Annotated in this window: 15 protein-coding genes; 13 read left to right on the top strand and 2 right to left on the bottom strand. The window is 33.6% G+C overall.

Translation table 11 applies throughout. The features are described 5' to 3' along the window. Positions 1-187: 187 nt before the first annotated feature. Together D9R05_RS03485 and D9R05_RS03480 are read left to right on the top strand one after the other, a co-directional pair. On the top strand, positions 188-505 hold the full coding sequence (locus D9R05_RS03485; protein ID WP_162984885.1) for a hypothetical protein: 318 nt from the start codon (positions 188-190) through the stop codon (positions 503-505). A 137-nt stretch (positions 506-642) separates the two neighbouring features. Continuing rightward, positions 643-1,998 (top strand): sigma-54-dependent transcriptional regulator, encoded by a 1,356-nt coding sequence (locus D9R05_RS03480; protein WP_121665849.1) that lies wholly within the window; start codon positions 643-645, stop codon positions 1,996-1,998. Here D9R05_RS03480 and D9R05_RS03475 read toward each other — a convergent pair. Continuing rightward, complete coding sequence (locus tag D9R05_RS03475) at positions 1,988-4,426, bottom strand: hybrid sensor histidine kinase/response regulator (protein WP_162984884.1); 2,439 nt, start codon at positions 4,424-4,426, stop codon at positions 1,988-1,990. The two genes, D9R05_RS03480 and D9R05_RS03475, sit on opposite strands and share 11 nt — an antisense overlap. A gap of 288 nt (positions 4,427-4,714) precedes the next feature. On the opposite strand from D9R05_RS03475, the gene D9R05_RS03470 reads away from it, so the two are divergent. After that, the gene (locus tag D9R05_RS03470) at positions 4,715-7,117 is read left to right on the top strand and encodes a TonB-dependent receptor (RefSeq protein WP_121665847.1); all 2,403 of its coding nucleotides are present in this window, start codon (positions 4,715-4,717) and stop codon (positions 7,115-7,117) included. A 959-nt stretch (positions 7,118-8,076) separates the two neighbouring features. On the opposite strand, the gene D9R05_RS03465 is transcribed toward D9R05_RS03470, so the two are convergent. After that, a complete protein-coding gene (locus D9R05_RS03465) occupies positions 8,077-8,499 on the bottom strand; it encodes a hypothetical protein (RefSeq protein WP_162984883.1) in 423 nt (140 codons plus the stop codon). 286 nt (positions 8,500-8,785) lie between these two features. Between D9R05_RS03465 and D9R05_RS03460 the strand changes: the two genes are divergently transcribed. The 10 genes from D9R05_RS03460 to D9R05_RS03415 all read left to right on the top strand — a co-directional run. Beyond that, positions 8,786-9,892, top strand: a complete 1,107-nt coding sequence (locus D9R05_RS03460) for a site-specific integrase (protein WP_121665845.1) — start codon at positions 8,786-8,788, stop codon at positions 9,890-9,892. Next, complete coding sequence (locus D9R05_RS03455; RefSeq protein WP_121665844.1) at positions 9,892-10,863, top strand: DUF6617 family protein; 972 nt, start codon at positions 9,892-9,894, stop codon at positions 10,861-10,863. The genes D9R05_RS03460 and D9R05_RS03455 overlap by 1 nt, the downstream gene beginning before the upstream one ends. Positions 10,864-11,018: 155 nt before the next feature. Then, positions 11,019-11,321 (top strand): helix-turn-helix domain-containing protein, encoded by a 303-nt coding sequence (locus D9R05_RS03450; RefSeq protein WP_121665843.1) that lies wholly within the window; start codon positions 11,019-11,021, stop codon positions 11,319-11,321. A 20-nt stretch (positions 11,322-11,341) separates the two neighbouring features. Further along, positions 11,342-11,614, top strand: a complete 273-nt coding sequence (locus tag D9R05_RS03445; protein ID WP_240462911.1) for a helix-turn-helix domain-containing protein — start codon at positions 11,342-11,344, stop codon at positions 11,612-11,614. Next, complete coding sequence (locus D9R05_RS03440; protein WP_121665841.1) at positions 11,601-12,509, top strand: BT4734/BF3469 family protein; 909 nt, start codon at positions 11,601-11,603, stop codon at positions 12,507-12,509. Before D9R05_RS03445 ends, D9R05_RS03440 begins: the two co-directional genes overlap by 14 nt. Next, positions 12,506-14,245, top strand: a complete 1,740-nt coding sequence (locus D9R05_RS03435; protein ID WP_121665840.1) for a DUF3987 domain-containing protein — start codon at positions 12,506-12,508, stop codon at positions 14,243-14,245. The genes D9R05_RS03440 and D9R05_RS03435 overlap by 4 nt, the downstream gene beginning before the upstream one ends. A gap of 163 nt (positions 14,246-14,408) precedes the next feature. Then, entirely contained in the window at positions 14,409-14,702 is a 294-nt protein-coding gene (locus D9R05_RS03430; RefSeq protein WP_099215414.1) for a helix-turn-helix domain-containing protein, read from the top strand. 20 nt (positions 14,703-14,722) lie between these two features. After that, a complete protein-coding gene (locus D9R05_RS03425; protein WP_121665839.1) occupies positions 14,723-16,786 on the top strand; it encodes a Piwi domain-containing protein in 2,064 nt (687 codons plus the stop codon). A gap of 58 nt (positions 16,787-16,844) precedes the next feature. Further along, positions 16,845-17,156, top strand: a complete 312-nt coding sequence (locus D9R05_RS03420) for a DUF6660 family protein (RefSeq protein WP_120187512.1) — start codon at positions 16,845-16,847, stop codon at positions 17,154-17,156. Between the two features lie 138 nt (positions 17,157-17,294). Beyond that, a partial coding sequence (locus tag D9R05_RS03415; protein ID WP_162984882.1) for an efflux RND transporter permease subunit occupies positions 17,295-19,749 on the top strand: 2,455 nt, incomplete at its 3' end.

Below are 19,749 nucleotides of genomic sequence, written 5' to 3'. Positions count from 1 at the left end.
AGTCAACTGTGGAAATTTTATCATTCCACACCCAGTTTTTTTGTTTAGTTATTCTTGTGAAAATCCCATTACTCCTTTGTTTTCAGGGGTTTATGGTGTTTTTGTGAATATTGGTATCTGTTGGCATAAAACTTTCTATTAATTAAATGACTTTAAACAACATAACAAAAACTAAAATTTAATAATTATGAAAAAGTTAATGATGACTGCTGCGATTGCAGCAATGGTATTAAGTGCAGGACAAGTAAACGCTCAAAGTGCACAAGCACAAGAAAAGCAAGCTGTAAAAATGGAAGTGCAAGCACAGGACGGTTTTAAAGAGATAAAAACTAGTCAACTTCCAGATGCAGTAAAAAAAGCTGTGAAAAAAGATTTTAAAGGAGCAGATGTAGCTAAAGCTTTTATGAATGATGAAAAAGAATATAAGCTTATGCTTAAAATGGAAGGTGCTTCAGAAATGAAAACGGTATATGCCAACGCAAAAGGCGAATGGATTAAAAAATAAAGAAACGTGTACCCCCGTACCGTAGGTTGATATTTTTCAACCTAAAAGAGACCTTGTAAAAAGGTCTCTTTTTTTTGCTTTATTTTAACCAATTCAAACCTCTTAATTACTAATTTTGTATAAATACGTTTCACCCCATGGCTAAAGTTTTACTCGTTGAAGATGATGTGGCATTTTGCAAAATGTTAGAAACATTTTTATTGAAAAAAGGTTATGATGTACAAACGTCGCACACGGGAAAAGATGCTTTTGCTAGCATAAAAAAGGAGCGTTTTGATCTTGTACTAACCGATGTTCGGTTACCGGATTTTGATGGCACTGAAATTTTAGCGGAATTAAAGACAAACTTTCCGACCACCAGAGTAATTTTAATGACGGGTTATGCAGAAGTGAACTTGGCGGTAGACGCTATAAAAAAAGGAGCATTCGATTATATTTCTAAGCCGGTTAATCCAGAAACCATGTTGCAAACAATGCAAAAAGCATTAGCCGGACCAACTGAAAAAAATAAAGTTGAAGAGAAAAAGAAGTCGAGTCTAAAAAAGGAAGAAGTAGCCTCTCATAAAAAAAGTTATGTTGCGGGTATAAGCGATGCTTCTAAAAAATTAAACGATTATATAAAGTTGGTCGCACCAACCAATATGTCGGTTTTAATTATTGGTGATAGCGGCACAGGAAAAGAATACGTTGCCAAAAATATTCACGATCAAAGCAAGCGTGCAAAAGAAGCTTTTGTTGCTGTAGATTGTGGTGCAATTCCTAAAGAAATAGCTTCCAGTGAATTTTTTGGACATATAAAAGGATCCTTCACCGGCGCTGTTAATGATAAAATAGGTCATTTTGAAGCGGCTAATGGAGGAACATTATTCTTAGACGAAATCGGTAACTTAAGCTACGAATTGCAAGTGCAATTACTTCGAGCTTTACAAGAACGTCATATAAAACCGGTTGGCAGTAATAAGGAAATTCAAGTTGATATTCGAGTGATCGCCGCTACCAACGAAGACTTGCAGAAAGCGGTTGAAGAAGGTGATTTTCGGGAAGACCTTTTTCATCGACTAAACGAGTTTAGTGTGTTAGTTCCGCCATTGAGACAGCGAAATGAGGACTTGATGTTATTTGCCGATTATTTTTTAGACAAAGCCAATCAAGAATTGGAAAAAGATATTGTAGGATTTTCAGATGAAACAATTGCCGTGTTCAATCAATATGCGTGGCCCGGAAATTTAAGAGAATTACAAAATATCATAAAGCGTTCGGTTTTATTGACAGAAGAAAAACTAATTCATACCAAGGTGTTGCCTTCACAGGTATTCAAAGAAAAAAATACTCAGGAAAAAAACTACAGTTTATTTAAAAATAAAAATGAAGAAGAATTAATAATAAATGCACTGGAAGAAGCCGGGGGAAATAAGAGTAAAGCAGCTAGAATACTTGATATTGACCGAAAAACCTTATACAATAAATTAAAGCAATACGATATCAAGCTCTAACTTCCATGGCTAGATGATGTAATAATGTCTTGCACTTTTGTATAGCCTCCTTAGTTAAATCAATTATTTGTTCTTCGGTTAAATTTAATTCGTGTTGCTGTTCTAATTTCGATAAATCTTCTATTACTTGTCTTGCTTTCAATTGCCGCAACATAGGCAACATTTTGTGGGCAATAAAAGCAATTTGTGAGCTATTTTTCTCACTCATCGCTTGTTGTAAAGCTTCCAAATTTATGCGGGTACTTTCTATAAAACTATCTAGAATTGCTTTTAAAGAGCCTTCGTCATTATCAGTAAATACTTTTAAATCTTCTAATTGGAAGAGATCTTCTTTAGACTTAGTAGATTTTTTAGAGGGGGCTTGGGCTATTTTTTCCGTTTCTAAATCAAGGATTCTCGCAATTATTTGTATAAGCTCGTTGGCGTGAAATGGTTTAATGATATTGGTTTCAAAGCCTTTCTCGGTATATGTTTCTTGCTTCATTTCTGTTCTTCCGGATAGAGCTACAACCGGTATTTCTTTGGTTTTAGCAGAAGCTTTTAATTTTCTGATAAACTGAAAACCGTTCATTTCGGGCATTTGAATATCGCTTAAAATCAAGTCGATTTTTTTACGCTTACAGATTTTTAAAGCTTTTTTAGCCGAGGTAGTCGACTCAAATTTTAATCCGTTTTGTTTAACTATTTCTTGAGTCAAGGCAAGTTGCGATTGTTCATCATCTACAATAAGAATAAATTTGTTTTTGGCGTTTTTTAATTGAATTTGCTCTGTAACCGTACTGCTAAAGGTTCGTTTTGCATTTTCGACAGGAAGAGAAATAATAAACGTACTTCCTTTCGTAGGTTTACTTTCCAGTTGAATGTTGCCGCCAAGTAGGCCTACTAATTTTTTGGTAATTGCCAAGCCCAAACCGGAACCGCCGTATTTTTTTTCTATAGATGCTTTGGCTTGTGAAAATTCTTCGAAAATAATTTTCTGTTGTTTTTTGCTGATGCCAATCCCAGAATCTTGAATGGTGATTTTTAACTTCTTACTTTGCAAGGAAGAAGTATCTAATACTGCTGAAATAATAATTTCTCCTTTTTCTGTAAACTTGTAAGCATTTCCGATGAGGTTGGTAAGAATCTGTTGAATTCTAAACGGATCGCTTAAAAAATTTTGATCGAGTTTTTTCTCCACATTCACATGAAGTTGCAAATTTTTAGGATCTTCACTTGGGATAACACCATCTATGCTGTCTTGGATAACATTTTTCGGATTAAAAGGCAATTTTTCTACCCGCATTTTTCCTGCATCAAGTTTAGAAAAATCCAATAAATCATTGACAAGGTGCAAAATATAACCAGATGATTTTTTGAGTTGATGCAAGTAATGTTGTTGCTTTTCAGATAAAGATGATTTTTGTAATAAATCAGAATATCCGGCAATGGTATTTAATGGCGAACGTAAATCGTGGGTGACTGTTGCCATAAATTGCTCTCGCTGTTTTAATAAAAATTCGGCATAGGATTTTGCTTTTTCCAATTCGCTACGGTACTGTTGACTGCGATTGGTGTCCTTTAAAATTAAAATTACAAAGAGTAAAATAATCAGCATACATGCAATACCTAAAACTAAAATCAACGAAGAGGTTTCCTGAATTAAATTACGTGATTCAGTTACTTGAGCAACTGATTTTTGCACTTCTTCCTGTTCAATTTCAGCCCTTAAATTTCGAAGTTGAGCCGAAAGTTTTCGGTCGTTTTGTAGGAGTTCGTTTTCTTTGGTGCTAATGGTATTTTGGTAACGGCGTTCTTCATTTTCCAATTTGCTGAGTACCGCTTTCATGGAATTGATTAAAGAGTCTGCCGACTGCTGTGTCAACGTATTGGCATTGTCTTCTTTGGCGTATTCTAAATATTTTACCAAGACTTCACGCACATAAGGTTTGTACTGTTTTAAACGTTCTTGGTAATTGTCGTCTTCAAAAAGATAATTTGTTTTTTCTAATTCATTCAGTACACGATCGTAGTAATTTTCGCTGTTATTTTGTTTACGTAGCGCTAATAAATCAACTAAGTTTTTTTCTTTTAAGCTTAATAATTGATTGATGCTGTCTAATTCTGGAATAATCTCATCGTCGGTATAAGTTTTTTTTAACGAATCGATTAAGATTGAAATGGTATCAATTTCTGCATTAAATTTAGGAAGGTCCTCTACACGTTGGTTTTGAATAATGTTTCTACTAATACCTTCTGCAGTATATAAACTCGTAACCGCATCGCTAATTAAAATAAGGCGTTGATTATTTTGATTGCCTAGGGTATTTACTTGTGTAAGACTTACAATTTTTCCATAGACAAACCAAACCGTAATAACGGCTACAGCCGACAGTAAAATATAGCCGGCCAAGACTTTAAATGTTATGGAGCGTTTGGTATTTTTCACAATAAATTCAAATTTACTATCCTAGTTTGATAAAGCACTTAAAATTATGGTAAATTAAAAAATAAGCATTAGTTTTGCCGCAAATCTCAAAGGGGTGCCGTAAGGCTGAGATCATACCCAAAGAACCTGGGCGGGTAATGCTGCCAAGGGAATTCAAAAAGCAAGCTAGCTGCTTTTTGTGTATGTACTCCTGATCTAGACTTAACGTGAGTTTGGTATCAGGATTTTTTTTAATCAAATTTTTAATCAAGAATAATCGCCCCTTTTATTCGTAAACTATTATTACGGATGAAAAACGTATTATTTTTCGCAATCTTTTTTATGATTAACCTCTGTGTTTTTGCTCAGCAAGAATTCACGTTAAGTGGAAAAGTCACCAGTAAAGGAGAAACTTTACCCGGTGTAAATGTGGTTGTTCAAGAAACCGGTAAGGGTACGATGACCGATTTAGAGGGTGAGTACCAGCTAAAGCTGCCGTCGGGAACTTACACCCTCAAATTCTCTTACGGGAACAGTAAAACCGTTGAGGTAAATTTAACGAAAGACACAACTTTAGATGTCGATTTAACTAATGCACAAGAAACCTTAGACCAAGTTTTTCTTTCTTCAATTCGGGTAGATGCAGATTCACCTATTACCTATAGTAATTTAACAAATGAGGAGATTGAAGAGCGAAATTTAGGTCAAGACATTCCGGTGTTGATGAGTTATTTACCTTCAGTAGTGACCACTACCGATGCCGGAGCCGGAGTAGGCTATACCAGTCTTCGTGTTCGTGGTAGCGATGCTACTCGAACTAATGTAACCATTAACGGTGTACCTTACAACGATTCAGAAAGTCAGGGGAGTTTTTGGGTAAATCTGGGGGATTTTGCTTCCTCTACAGAGAATTTACAATTGCAACGCGGAGTAGGAACATCAACCAATGGTGCTGGGGCGTTTGGAGCCAGTATTAATATTTTAACAGATCGCTACAGCGAAGAAGCTTATGCTGAAGTGGCTAATAGCTACGGTTCGTATAACACGCATAAGCATACTGCTAAATTTAGTACCGGTTTGTTTAATGATCATTGGGAGTTTGCCGGAAGAGCATCACTTATAAAAAGTGACGGTTATATTGATCGCGCCGAATCTGAACTGAAATCGTATTTTCTACAAGGAACTTATGTAGAAGATAATACGCTTATAAAAGCCTTAATGTTTGGAGGTAAAGAACGCACTTATCAAGCTTGGTACGGTATTGATGAAGAGACTTTGAAAAACGATAGAACCTATAATCCCGCCGGAATTTACACCGATGAAGCCGGTAATGAAAAGTTCTATGACAACCAAACCGATAATTACCAGCAAGATCATTATCAATTGTTATGGAATCAGACCTATGATGCTAATTGGTCTTCTAACATGGCTTTACACTATACACGCGGTAGAGGCTATTACGAAGAATACCAGGAAGATGCCAGTTTAAGTCTTTATGGTTTACCAAACTTTATGGCTAACGGAGCAGAAGTAACTACATCAGACTTGGTCAATACCAGTTGGTTAGATAATCATTTTTTCGGAACCACATTCAGCTTAAATTATGAAAACTCAAAACTTGATGCCGTAATAGGTGGGGGATGGAATAAGTATATAGGTGATCATTTTGGGGAAGTTATTTACACGCGTTTTGCACAAAATAATGATCCGTTTGAGCCCTACTATGAAAATGAAGCTACCAAAACCGATTTTAATATATATGGAAAGATCACCTATTCGCTTACGAGTAACTTAGCCGTTTTTGGAGATCTTCAGCTTCGTAATATAAATTATGACACGCAAGGGCCATTAGAAGAAGGGATCGCGTTAGCTATAGATGATTCATTTTCGTTTTTCAATCCTAAATTTGGATTGACTTACCAATTAAATGTAAAGAATCGGTTTTACGCTTCTTTTGCAAGAGCGCATCGTGAGCCAACACGAACCGATTATGAGAATGCATTGTTTAGCGGAAATCCATATCCGGAAGAAGAGCGTTTAGACGATTTTGAATTGGGTTGGCGTTTTGCTTCAGAAAAACTTCAATTAAATGTAAACGGGTACTATATGGATTATCAAAATCAGTTGGTACTTACCGGAGCAATTGATGATGAAGGAGCGGCAGTGCGTGAGAATAGTGGCGATAGTTACCGACTAGGATTAGAAGTTGATGCAACAATTAAAGTGACTGACCAACTAAGCATTCGTCCTAATGTAGCCTTGAGTCAAAATAAAAATCAAGATTTTAGCGCTCGTTTTAATGGACAACAGCAAAATTTTGGCGATACGGATATTTCTTTTTCACCCGAAATTGTTGCCGGAAATATGATTCGTTACAGTCCCGTAAAAAATTTACAGCTTAATTTTTTAAGCAAGTTTGTAGGTGAACAATACATGAGTAATATTGAGTCGGACGCCTCCCTTTTAGATAGTTATTTCGTAAATGATTTTAATGTTCAATATCAATGGAAAACTGCACCGCTTTTTAAAGAAGTTGTGTTTACCGCTTTGGTGAATAATATCTTTAATGAAAAGTATGTTTCTAATGGCTATTATTTTAGCTACGATGTGCAAAACGGAACATTTCCAAGTGGTTTTGAAACTGTTGAAGGTGCAGGATATTATCCGCAAGCAACAACTAATTTTTTAGCCGGAATTACGCTTAAATTTTAAATAAAATTATATTATATAAAAAACGGTTTAGAGAAATCTAAGCCGTTTTTTTATTGGTGCCGCCAAGGGGTTTACATGTCTAGCGGCTTGTCTCGAGATAATTTACTAATACAGTCTAAGCCTAACAGAATAATCAATCCAGTATCCTTAGCACTTTTACAATTTTAGCAGGATGCAGTGTTTTATGGTTAAGCAAGATAAACTCCTATAGCAAGTCTTTTTTATAATATAATATGCAACAGGAAATAATAGCAAGGCATGACGAAGCTAAGAAAGTGGAGGTAAATGTCTGGCCGGCTATAGGAGCCGAAGTAGAACTGAGCTCAATTTTAAATATTTCCTCTTTTAAAGGCTTGTACGTTTCTTTTGAATAGCTGGTAATGATACAACATAATTTGGCTTTATTGCTTATAATAGGAGGTTATGATAAATATTTAAGAGTTTATATTCGAGGTAGTTATTTTTTTATTAGGATGTATTCGAAGTGGAATACGTTTGATATATTTAAAGAGAACATTGTATTGTAACCCTAGTTTCTTAATAATGAGCTGATATTAGCAACTTGTCTGATGATTAAGAAACGAAAGAGTGGAAGACACAGGCAAAAAATGGGTGTCAATTGCCGTATGCAACAAGCCACTGAAACAAGCTTTTGCGATAGCAAACTCAGGATTACTTTATGATGATTCACATAGAAGTACTTTAATAAAAAATTAATGAGTTTTTAGTTGTTTTTTACCACAGTACTTTGTTGGCAAACGTTTTTTTACATATTGTGATTTATCATTATTATCAAATTCCGTTTAGGTGAAATTAAGTAAAAATCAGTTCCTCCGTTTTTTTTGTAAGCGTAAAAACCGCCTTTTTCGTTAGCTACAGACTTTATAAAATCTTGGCGTTCTACAATTTCTCCTTTCCAACCTCCGTAAATTGGCGTAACAAAATCAAGTGTTTCGATATCACTTTCTTTTACGGGCGTTTCCGTCCATTTTTATGTCCGCAAATTCTTCTGGTGGATAGTTTTGAATAAAATCAGTCGGTGGCTTAGAAAAATATTCCGCCATTTCATCGTTGAATTCATAAATGTCAAGCGTATATCCTTCTCCACGAATTCCTAATCCTTCGTAATCGTATTCTTCCCAACTCCAAAATGATTTTCCAATCAGTTTTTCAGTTTGTTCCTTTATGTAAAAGTTTTTTGAAAATGGAAATATTTGTAATTGCCAAGTAAGTACAATTAATAATAATCCAAGAATTGAAACTTGAGTGAAAAATGACTTTTTATTTCCCTTTTTATACGATTTAAATATTCGGAAAATCCAATAAATTAATCCGATTATGAGTAGAATAAAAATCAATAATATTATTAAGTAGAATGTCATTTTCTTTTTTCAAATGTGCCACAACGTGATTGGCTATGGTTTCGTTGCGTGAAAATCCGCTAGGATTTTCCGCCATAAACCGAAGATAGCAAATTTGCGAGGACTTTCCGATAGGAAATTCATTATCTTTCTTTTATTTGTTATCTACCTATTAATCATTGTTTTATAGGGTTTTTGGTATTCTTTTTTGTTGCCAAACTACCCTTTTTTGCTTATATTTGTTGCCGTATTGTTGCCCATTTAACAGTAATACAACACATCGTTTAACACAGTAAATATAAGGAAAATGAAAGTTACTTTACGCCAACGCAGAAAAGGGAAACGAATTAGTTTATATCTTGATTATTACGAAAACGGTAATCGTAAATACGAGTACTTGAAATTATATTTAACACCAGAACCCGATAAAGGGTCCTTAACCAAAGCGCAGAAATTAGAGAATAAGAAAATCTTGCAACTTGCCGAAAGCATCAGAGCTAAAAGGCATCTAGAAATTCAAAATAATATTTATGGCTTTGAGAATAAGGAAAAGAAACAAGGGAACTTCTTTGTGTATTTAGAACAATGGATTGAAAGACGTTCAGAAAGCAAGGGAAATTTAGCAGTATGGAATAGTACTTTAAAGCATTTAAAAGCTTATTATCCTAGTGGTATTTCTTTTGAAAGAATTGATGAAGAATGGGTTGAAGGTTTTAAAGAGTATTTAGATAAAAAGGCACTTTCTAGAAGTAAACGAGAATTAAGCCAAAATACTAAATCTGCATATTTTAAAAAGTTATTGGCGGTATTACGTCAAGCGGTTAAAGAAAAGGTAATACAATACAATCCTGCAATTTATGTTGAAAACTTCAAAGAAGAAGATACACATATGGAATTTTTAACTTTAGAAGAAGTTAGAAAGCTTTTTAGTACAGATAGCAAACACCCACAATTAAAAAATGCGTTTCTTTTCTCTTGCCTTACAGGTTTGCGTTGGTCGGATATTACAAAGCTACAATGGTCAGAAATCCAATATTCAGAAAGTTACGGGAATTTTATTAGATTTAAGCAAAAGAAAACTAAAGGAGCTGAAACCTTACCAATTTCCGAACAAGCATTTGAATTGTTAGGAGAAAAAGGCGAACCAACTCAAAAAGTTTTCGAGAATATAAATAATGTTCAGAGAAACTATGACCTATTAAAAGATTGGGTTGGAGATGCAGAAATTAAAAAGAATATCACGTTCCATTGTGCGCGACATTCATTTGCTACATTGCAGCTAACTTTAGGTACTGATATTTATACAGTATCAAAAATGTTAGGTCATAAGAACTTAAAAACAACTCAAATTTACGCTAAAGTCATTGATGATAAAAAGAAAGAAGCTGCTAATAAAATTAAATTGGATTTATAATGGCTAAAGACCTATTTATTGACTTACTGTATGTGGAAAAGGTTACTGATGATAAAAGAACCGAAAACCAATTTAAAGAGCTATTAAATGGCTTTAAAAAAGAATATCCTATAACCACGCCTAATTATGAAATCGACTTTAAAAAAGCATATTCAAACAAGCGTAAATATTACATTAAACTAATTGAAAACGATTATATCAAAAAGTTTAATGCTATTAATGATACCCTTGAAGCAAATTCAACACCTGGTCATTTGTCTTTCCTCTATGACAAAGAATTTAATCGAATTACAAATTATTTAACCCAGATTAGCAATTACATTTCTGAAAATGATCTTGATGAAAGTTTATATTTAAAGCCTACTAATAATGATAAATCAGATGAAGCTTATATCATTTCATTTTTAAAGGCTAATGCGATGATGCTTTTTATGGAACTTCAAGAACGATTTTCAGAATTGAGTGATACAGAAATTTATACTATCGAAGAACTACACGAAGTATTTTTTAACGAAGAACCAACTCAAGAAAAAATTATATCGTCTTATAAAGGTTTAAAGTTAAAAGTCGAAAAAAGTGTTTCTAAACCTGTTTTTAAGAAAAAAAACAATTTTGGGTTTAAAAGTAAAAACGTCGATGCTTTGTTAACAGTTTTTAAAACACTTCAATTTAGAATTGATTTATTACAAAACAGAACATCTGTTGAGGATTTACATAAACTCTTTATTGCTGATGATTTTACAAAATTAGACACAAAGATTTATCTACAGTGTGAGACAACACAATTTAGTTATGTGTTGGATGTTCTCAAACCATATTTTACCAACCTTAAAAAATCTACCGTAGAACAATCTGGTAAATTTATTACCAAAACAGGAACACCTTTAAAGGCTAACAACCTTTATAAAAATAAAGTTCACAACCCTAAAGAAAAGGAAGAAATAGACAATATTATCCAACATCTGCAATAAAAAACAGTAAGATTAGTAAGAAATCTTACTGTTATCTTACCTTCATTTTACACTCTTACTAAAATCCAATAGCTTATTTCAAACCTTTGTATTGTTCTTGAAAATCAAGAATGACATTAGGCCTGATGTCCTCATTTATTTAAAAATAATAAAAGATGGACATTTCAATCATCGAAAAATTAGAAAGCATCGAAAAGTTGTTAATAGAACAACAAACGTTGCAAAAGCAAGTATTGAACTTCAATGAAACTTGCAAGTATTTAGAACTATCACAATCGCACTTGTATAAACTTACAAGTACGGGAGCCATTCCACACTATAAACCGAATGGCAAAAAAATCTATTTCCAACGTCAAGAGTTAGATCAATGGTTACTGCGTAACCGTATGGATTCCCAAGATGAAATCGAACAGCAAGCTGCCGATTACCTAATCAAAAAAGGAAAGGTAAAGTTATGACTGAAATCATCGATTTACTCTTGGCACTCTCACAAGAGATTAAGGACATAAAAGCACGTATTGAATTAATAAGAGCATCGAGAGCAGAATGCTTAAAAGATACGTGGATTGACAATCAGGACGTAATGCAAATGCTACATATTAGCCAACGCACACTACAAACGTTCCGTTCAAATGGTACGCTTCCATATAGTAAGATACAAGGAAAGTTTTATTACAAAGTATCTGACATAGAGGAACTATTACAAAGCAATTATTATAACCCAAATTTTAAATGCGATGGAAATAAGTAAAGAAAGCATTTTAAAGAAAACGCATTATGGGTTAAATATCTATGCCTATGTATTAAGGCAGTATTATCCTGAAACAACAGTCCTTTCCGTAAAAGGAAGGGACTGCGGGATAACCCGTAACCCTTTTAACGGTGGTAAATCAACATTACAAATTAATGTTGTAGATAATAAGGCAATGCATTACGATACTGAATTAACCGATTTTAAAGGTGATGTATTCGATTTTGCATCCTATCATTTTAAAATCATTAATGAAGAAGAATTGTTACTAAAAATCAATGAGGTACTGCATCTAAATTTTGAAGTTAAAAAAGAAGATGAATTATCCTGGTTAGATGAACCCGATGATACTTGGTATGCTTACAGCAGTTTTTATAAAGCACCAATTAGAAATGTTTTTCCAACTGAAAAAGTAAGATTACACCAAATATTTGAGCGTATTACAAGCGATAAGTATAAAAGTATCACAGAGCAATTTAGAGCGATTAAAAACCCTAAAGAAGCACGGAAATTTAAAGCAAATCATTTTGATTATGTAACATTTTCAGGTGTGTTTTCTAAACGAAATGATGATAGCTTAATTGAGCATTCATCATTATTGACAATCGATTTTGACCATTTAGAAAATCTTGAAGAACTAAAACAACAATTATTAAACGATGAATATTTCGAAACCGAAATGTTGTTTACATCACCTTCAGGAGAAGGCTTAAAATGGATAATTAGAATCGATTTATCGAAAGTGTCACACAATGAATATTTTATTGCGGTGGCCAATTACATAAAGCAAACATATAACATTGAGGTAGACCAATCGGGTAAAGACATTTCCAGAGCGTGTTTTTTATCCCACGATCCATTGGCATACCTACATAAAAGACATCAAAAGCTATGACAAAAATATTCAACCCGAAAGATTGGTTAGCTGTTCCAGAGCAAAAAGAAGTACCTAAAAAACCAATCAACAACAAACCGACAACGGTTGTTGCAAATGATATTGAAACATATATCAACGCTTTAGAACAATCAGGTATCGATATTACTGATACTTATGAAAAGTGGCGTGATATTGGTTTTGCTATTTCAGAGGAATACGGTGAAGCTGGACGTGATTACTACCATAGAATTAGCAGAAATTATTCAGGTTACGACCATAAAGAATGCGACGAACAGTATAATAAATGCTTACAAGCAAAAGGACACGGTATAAGCATAGCAACCTTATACCACCATTTGCATCAAGTTGGTATTAAACCAAAACAGCAACAACAAGTTGTTGAAGTATCGCAACATCCAGAGGAAGAAAAACAACCGTTGCCAACAATACCAACAACAGTTTACAACAACATCCCAACATTTTTGCAACAAGTAGTAAAACCATCAGACAGTAATGAAGAACGTGATATTTTGTTGTTGGGTGCATTAACAGCATTTAGTGCTTGTTTTCCTAAATTGTTTGGTGTGTACGACCAACGGAAAGTGTTTAGCAACTTGTATTTATTTGTTACTGCACCTGCTTCAGCAGGAAAAGGGAGATTAAACCAAATTAAAAATTTGGTAAATCCTGTTCACAAAGAAAAGCGCGAACAATCCAAAACCCTAAAACAACAGCATCAAGTTGAAATGGCTACTTATAATATGAATAAGGGCAAAAGTGAAACTATGGAAAAACCGAGTAAACCACCTGAAAGAATGCTGTTTATTCCGGCTAACAATAGTGTAACAGGTGTTTATCAATTAATATCGGATAATGAAGGTAGAGGGTTAATTTTTGAAACCGAAGGAGATACTTTAGCACAAGCTTTTAAAAGTGATTACGGTAATTATTCCGATGGTTTTCGTAAAGCATTCCACCACGAAACCATTAGTTACTATCGTAGAACGGACAGAGAGTATGTAGATATTGAAAGACCTTGTTTGTCAACGGTGTTGTCTGGTACACCAAAGCAGATTCAGGCATTGGTTCCAAGTGCTGAAAATGGCTTGTTTAGTCGTTTTATGTTTTATTATATGAATATCAAACCTACTTGGAAGAACGTTTTTCAAACTGATACAACCAATGGTTTAGATGAATATTACGACCAATTAGGAAAAGAATTTTTTGGGTTATACAAAACCCTAAAAAACAATCCTGATATTGAAGTAAGGCTAACAACCGAGCAACAACAAAAGTTTAATGTGTTTTTTGAGAAGCTTCAAACCAAATACCTCAATCTTCAACCCGATGACTATATAGCAACTGTTAGACGTTTGGGGTTAATAGCATTTAGAATTATAATGTTGTTTTCTGTATTTCGCATTATGGAAGATGGTGATGTAAACCAAGTAAGATATTGTGAGGATATAGATTTTGAAAATACATTGGAAATGATAAGCGTATTAGTAAAGCACAGTAGTAAGGTGTTTAACGATTTACCTATCGAACAAAAAGAAGTAAAAAGAGCCAATCGTAAAGAACGTTTTTTAGAAGCACTACCTTATCAATTTTCAAGACAAGATTACCTAAATATAGCCGACAAAAACAAGATTCCTCATAAAACAGCAGAAGGCTATATTACTAAATTTGTTGATGCTGGTCTAATACATAGGGAAGCACATAACAATTATACAAATCCCACAAAAGCACAATAAGGATTTTGAGGATTTTAAGGAAACGAGGATTTATAAAAATACTTTATATCCTCAAATCCTTAACTTCCTCATTTCCTGTTTATAATTGTTAATATCTTTTTGTTAGTTCTTATTTTCTTTTTCTTACATTAGACAAATATTGACAAGTCAAAATATCCCCAAAATGACGTTTGGAGAATACATCAGAGAAATACGAGAAGAAAAGCAATTATTATTAAGAGAAGTTGCTTCTCAAATGAATATTGATACGGCACTTTTAAGTAAAATTGAACGTGGTACTCGTATAGCTCGTAAAGAACAAGTTGAAGCATTAGCTAAAGCATTAAAGCAAAACAAAAGCGAATTACTTCAATATTGGTTAGCAGATAAAATTGTCTTTATGTTAAAAGAAGAAAAAAACATTACGGAAATCCTCAAAATTGTAGAACAAAAAATTAATAGATTGAGCAAGAAGTAGAATTAATAAACCCAAGTCTTATGAGTCAGGAACTTTATTTTAATATCATAACATTTGATTTACCAGACAAACCAATAACTTTTTATTTAAGTAAAGAGAAAATTGGAAATGCGCAAAAGTTGTATAAAACAAAGTTTCCAACCAATATAGAAGATTTGTTTCCTGGTATAAAAGAAGAAAATCCTGATTTTATCTACACATCATTTATTTATGAAAAGGAAGGTTATTTGCCTTTAAAACTCAATCTAAAAGAACAACCAACCGACTTAATAAAGCATTACTATAATTGGCGAATCAAAAAATTCTTTAAAAGCATAAAAAAACTTGTTGGTCAAAACTTTGTGAATGATAATCAAATTTGGATAGGTAATAGATCATATCAAAATAAAAGTTTTGCACAGTATTATAAGTTTACTGTCAAAGTACAAATTAAAGAAGTTAGTGAATATGGTGAGTTAGTTATTTCTTATGATGGTATGGCCAAAGTGTTTAAAAAACCTATTTCTGAAATTATAAAACATACCTCAACAACAAATCTTAATAAAGTTGTATATAAAATGAGGTTATTAAAATATCATAAGGAAAAGGAATTTATTGATGATAACACAAAGGCTTTTGCCATTTTGAATAACGATTTACGAACAGCTTTTAATATTCAACCAGAACCAAAAGATGATTCCAATAAATATATTGGTTATAAACACAAAATAGATAAGTTTATTCAACATTTCATTTTAAGTGAAGAATTTAAGAAAGTTATTCCTGTTAATAATGACGATTACTTACCTGTAGAAATAAATCGAATTGGTGAAGTTGCTGATGAAAGCAATGATTTAGTGTTTCAAAATGGTGTTGGTAGAAATCCCAAAATTGATTTTAAGAATTTAAAGCCTTTAAATCCTTGTCAGTTAGATAATGTGCATTTCTTCTTTATATATCATACAAGTTATGCTAAAGAAGTAGAAACATTGCAAAAATTATTGGAAGATGGTACAAGTTGGTATAAAGGTTTAAATATTTATGCAGGTGTTTTAGCACATTTCGATAATAATGTCAATATAATATTTGATGATTTAGAAAATCCATTACCTCAAATTGCAAAGGGTATAAAAGATTTTAAATCAGACCCTAATATTAATTATGTTGCTATTTATTTAAGTCCTTTTAACAAGCACGAACCCAATCTTGAAAAAAAGTTAGTGTATTACAAGGTTAAAGAACAGCTTTTATATAAAAGAATTATATCTCAAGTAATAGAGTTTGATAGATTTAGAAGAAATCAACATAAGTTCATATACGATTTAACAAACATTTCATTAGCCTTATTAGCAAAATTAGATGGTACACCTTGGCAACTAAATGTCAAACCTAAAAATGAATTAGTTATTGGTGTGGGTGCATTTAAAAATACCGAAGAAAACATTCGATATGTAGCAAGTGCATTCAGTTTTAAAAATAATGGAAGGTTTAATGAATTTCATTATTTCAGTAAATCTGATGTTAAACAGTTAGGGGGTGCATTAAGTGATGCTATCTATCAATACGTACCAACAAACCAAATACCTGAAAAAATAGTGATTCACTTTTATAAGGATATGAAGGATGAAGAAATACAACCTGTTTTAGAAATGATGGATAAACTTCAATTGCCTTGTCCTCTTTTTGTTCTTAATATTAATAAAACAAAATCACAAGATATTATTGCTTTTGACCAAAATTGGAATGGTGAGTTAATTCCAATGAGTGGCACATATATAAATATTGGCCCTAAAGGAGAATATAAATATTTACTCTTTAATAATTTGAGGTATAACAATACTGTAAAATACCCAAGTCATTCAAGTTATTCATTTCCAATAAAACTTAAAATATCAAGTCCTACACCAGAGGCTTTAAATGATAGTAAAATGATTAGAAAGCTAATAGAGCAAGTGTATCAATTTAGTAGGCTATATTGGAAATCCTTACGTCAACAAAACGTACCAATAACAATTAAATATCCTGAAATGGTTGCAGAAATAGCACCTCGTTTTGAAAGCAAGGAAATACCACCTTTTGGTCAAGAAACCTTATGGTTTTTATAATCCGAAGCCTTTTTTCTTTGCACAACCATTGCATTAAAAAATTCTTATATTTGCCTTAATGAAATTTTTAGCATTCATATTGTCAATCTATATCTTCACACTAAATTTAGTGCCTTGTGAAGATACAGGTACTTTTGACAATGAAGTTAAAACAGAAATTTCTCAAGATTTAGGTGATAACCACCAACATCAAGATGCAGATTTATGTTCCCCATTTTGTATTTGCCAATGTTGCCATATAAACGCAACTTATTTCAAATTCGCAGAAATAAAATTTGAGTTTAAATACATTTCTTCTCAAGATTTTCTCTACTTAAACGGTATAAAAAAAGATTTTACCACTTCCATTTTACAGCCACCACAGGCATAATTCAGTTTTTTTAAAGGATAATTATATCCTTTTTTGACCAAATCCTGGTTCTCATACTAGATCCTTGGTCCTATTGATAGATTTTGTTAGGCACAAAATTATTATCAAGAATTTTAACTGAATTAAATTTTTATTTATATGATTAATAAGATAATCGCATTTTCCATTAATAATAAATTTATTATTGGACTACTTACCTTAGCGCTGATAGGGACGGGTATTTGGTCCATGATGACCGTCAACCTGGGATCGGTGCCAGATATTACTAACAATCAGGTTCAGGTGATCACCCAGTCGCCAAATCTTGCCACAGAAGATATTGAACAATTTGTAACCTATCCCGTAGAACTTTCGATGGGTAATTTACCTGGAGTTACAGAGATTCGCTCTATTTCACGGTTTGGACTTTCGGTAGTTACTATTGTTTTTAAAGATGATATGGGAACTTATCTCCCTCGTCAACTAGTACAGGAAAAACTTAATGAATTGGGAGAAACCATTCCCGATAAATTTGGAAGTCCTGCTATGGGACCTATTTCAACCGGATTGGGTCAAATTTATGAGTATACCATAAAGCCAAAGGAGGGATACGAAACTGAATATTCTCCCATGGAACTACGAACTATTCAGGACTGGATAATCAAGCGACAACTTACCTTGCTGGAAGGTGTGGTGGAAGTAAATTCTTTTGGAGGCTCCATAAAACAATATGAGGTAGCAATCAATCCTGAGAAATTAAACAGTATGGGTATAAGTATCTCTGAGGTTTATGAGGCGCTGGCCCGAAACAATGTGAATACCGGTGGAGCTTATATTGAGAAAAATAAAATGTCAAATTTTATTAGAGGTGAAGGTTTAATCCGTTCACTGGAGGATATAAGGAAAATTGCTATTACTACCGAAAATTCTATTCCGATAACTATTGGAGATGTTGCGGAAGATGTTCAGTTTGGAAATCAGGTACGCTACGGAGCTTTCACTCAAGACGGAGAGGAAGCCGTAGGCGGGATAATAATGATGTTAAAAGGCGCCAATCCCAATGCCGTAATTCAGGATGTTAAAGATAGGATGGCAGAAGTTGAAAAGTCACTTCCTGAAGGTTTGACCATAGAGCCAATTATTGATCGGAGTGAATTAATAGCACGAACAACCGATACTGTTAAAACAAATTTACTGGAAGGTGCATTGATAGTGATTTTTGCCCTGGTATTGTTATTAGGTAGTCTAAGAGGTGGACTTATTACTGCTACCACTATTCCCTTATCACTGCTTTTTGCTTTTATTTTAATGAAACAATTCAATGTCTGGGCCAATCTAATGAGTTTGGGCGCTATTGACTTTGGAATCATTATAGACGGTGCAGTGATTATCATCGAGGGAACCGTGTATGAAATACAAAAACGGATAAGATCTGGCAAGGTGAAATTCAATCAGGCTAAAATGGATGAAGTAGCCTATGATGCTGGGAGCACGATGATGAGTTCCGCATTTTTTGGACAGATTATAATTCTTATTGTATTCACGCCTATACTTTTTCTTACGGGGGTAGAAGGTAAAATGTTTAAGCCGATGGCGTACACTTTCGGTTTTGCCATGATAGGTGCTATTTTCTTATGCCTTACCTATGTCCCTATGATGTCTGCCCTATTTATGAAACCCATTCAGAATAAAAAGAACTGGTTTGGAAGGTTTGAACGCTGGCTGGAAAGGATAAGTGATAAGATAATTGGTGGAATACAAAGGGTATATATGCCTTTACTGAAAGGGGCATTAAAACTGAAGCTCATTGTTGTAGGTGCTGCTGCTGTTCTACTTGTATTAGCCGGTTTCCTTTTTTCCAGAATGGGAGGAGAATTTGTGCCTCAACTGGATGAAGGGGATATTGCAATGCAGGCTTTAATCAGACCAGGAAGTTCATTAACAGAGTCTATTGAAGTTTCCAAAAAAATAGAAAATATCCTTCTAGAAAATTTTCCTGAAATTAAAACAGCAACAGCAAGAATTGGAGTAGCGGACATCCCAACAGATCCAATGCCGATGGATATAGCAGATATGTACCTGATTCTTGAAAAAGATAAGGATAATTGGACAACCGCTGAAACTAAAGAAGGACTTATAGCGCAAATCAAGGAAAAACTCAATAAAGAACTTACTGGGGTAAACCTTGTGTTTACGCAACCTGTAGAATTAAGGTTCAACGAATTATTAGAGGGGGTTAGAGAAGATATTGCGGTTAAACTATATGGAGAGGACCTGGGGGTGTTGTCGGAAAAGGTACAGGAAATGGCCAGTATTATCCAAACCGTGCCTGGTGCAGGAGACGTAAACGCGGAGCGAACATCAGGCCTCCCACAAATGACCGTTAAATTTAACCGTGATAAAATTGCGCAATATGGACTGGATATCCAAAAAGCCAATGATTACATAAGTACAGCTTTTGCAGGAGGAACAGCCGGAGTCATTTTTGAAGGAGAAAAACGATTTGATCTGGTAGTAAGATTTGATGAAGATCATAGAAAGAATATTGATGATTTGCGTGGTATGTATATCGATCTTCCAGACGGAACTCAGGTGCCTATAAAAGAAATAGCAG

It is taken from the genome of Mesonia aquimarina (genome assembly GCF_003667275.1).
In the GTDB taxonomy this organism is placed as follows: Bacteria; Bacteroidota; Bacteroidia; order Flavobacteriales; family Flavobacteriaceae; genus Mesonia; species Mesonia aquimarina.
This window is presented reverse-complemented; position numbering and strand designations above follow the sequence as displayed.

Excerpts from the sequence above, each read along its gene's own strand:
- D9R05_RS03430 (WP_099215414.1), top strand. The coding sequence starts at position 14,409 with ATGACGTTTGGAGAATACATCAGAGAAATACGAGAAGAAAAGCAATTA.
- D9R05_RS03435 (WP_121665840.1), top strand. The coding sequence starts at position 12,506 with ATGACAAAAATATTCAACCCGAAAGATTGGTTAGCTGTTCCAGAGCAA.
- D9R05_RS03465 (WP_162984883.1), bottom strand. The coding sequence starts at position 8,499 with ATGACATTCTACTTAATAATATTATTGATTTTTATTCTACTCATAATC.
- D9R05_RS03420 (WP_120187512.1), top strand. The coding sequence starts at position 16,845 with ATGAAATTTTTAGCATTCATATTGTCAATCTATATCTTCACACTAAAT.
- D9R05_RS03485 (WP_162984885.1), top strand. The coding sequence starts at position 188 with ATGAAAAAGTTAATGATGACTGCTGCGATTGCAGCAATGGTATTAAGT.
- D9R05_RS03450 (WP_121665843.1), top strand. The coding sequence starts at position 11,019 with ATGGACATTTCAATCATCGAAAAATTAGAAAGCATCGAAAAGTTGTTA.
- D9R05_RS03440 (WP_121665841.1), top strand. The coding sequence starts at position 11,601 with ATGGAAATAAGTAAAGAAAGCATTTTAAAGAAAACGCATTATGGGTTA.
- D9R05_RS03455 (WP_121665844.1), top strand. The coding sequence starts at position 9,892 with ATGGCTAAAGACCTATTTATTGACTTACTGTATGTGGAAAAGGTTACT.
- D9R05_RS03480 (WP_121665849.1), top strand. The coding sequence starts at position 643 with ATGGCTAAAGTTTTACTCGTTGAAGATGATGTGGCATTTTGCAAAATG.
- D9R05_RS03425 (WP_121665839.1), top strand. The coding sequence starts at position 14,723 with ATGAGTCAGGAACTTTATTTTAATATCATAACATTTGATTTACCAGAC.
- D9R05_RS03470 (WP_121665847.1), top strand. The coding sequence starts at position 4,715 with ATGAAAAACGTATTATTTTTCGCAATCTTTTTTATGATTAACCTCTGT.
- D9R05_RS03460 (WP_121665845.1), top strand. The coding sequence starts at position 8,786 with ATGAAAGTTACTTTACGCCAACGCAGAAAAGGGAAACGAATTAGTTTA.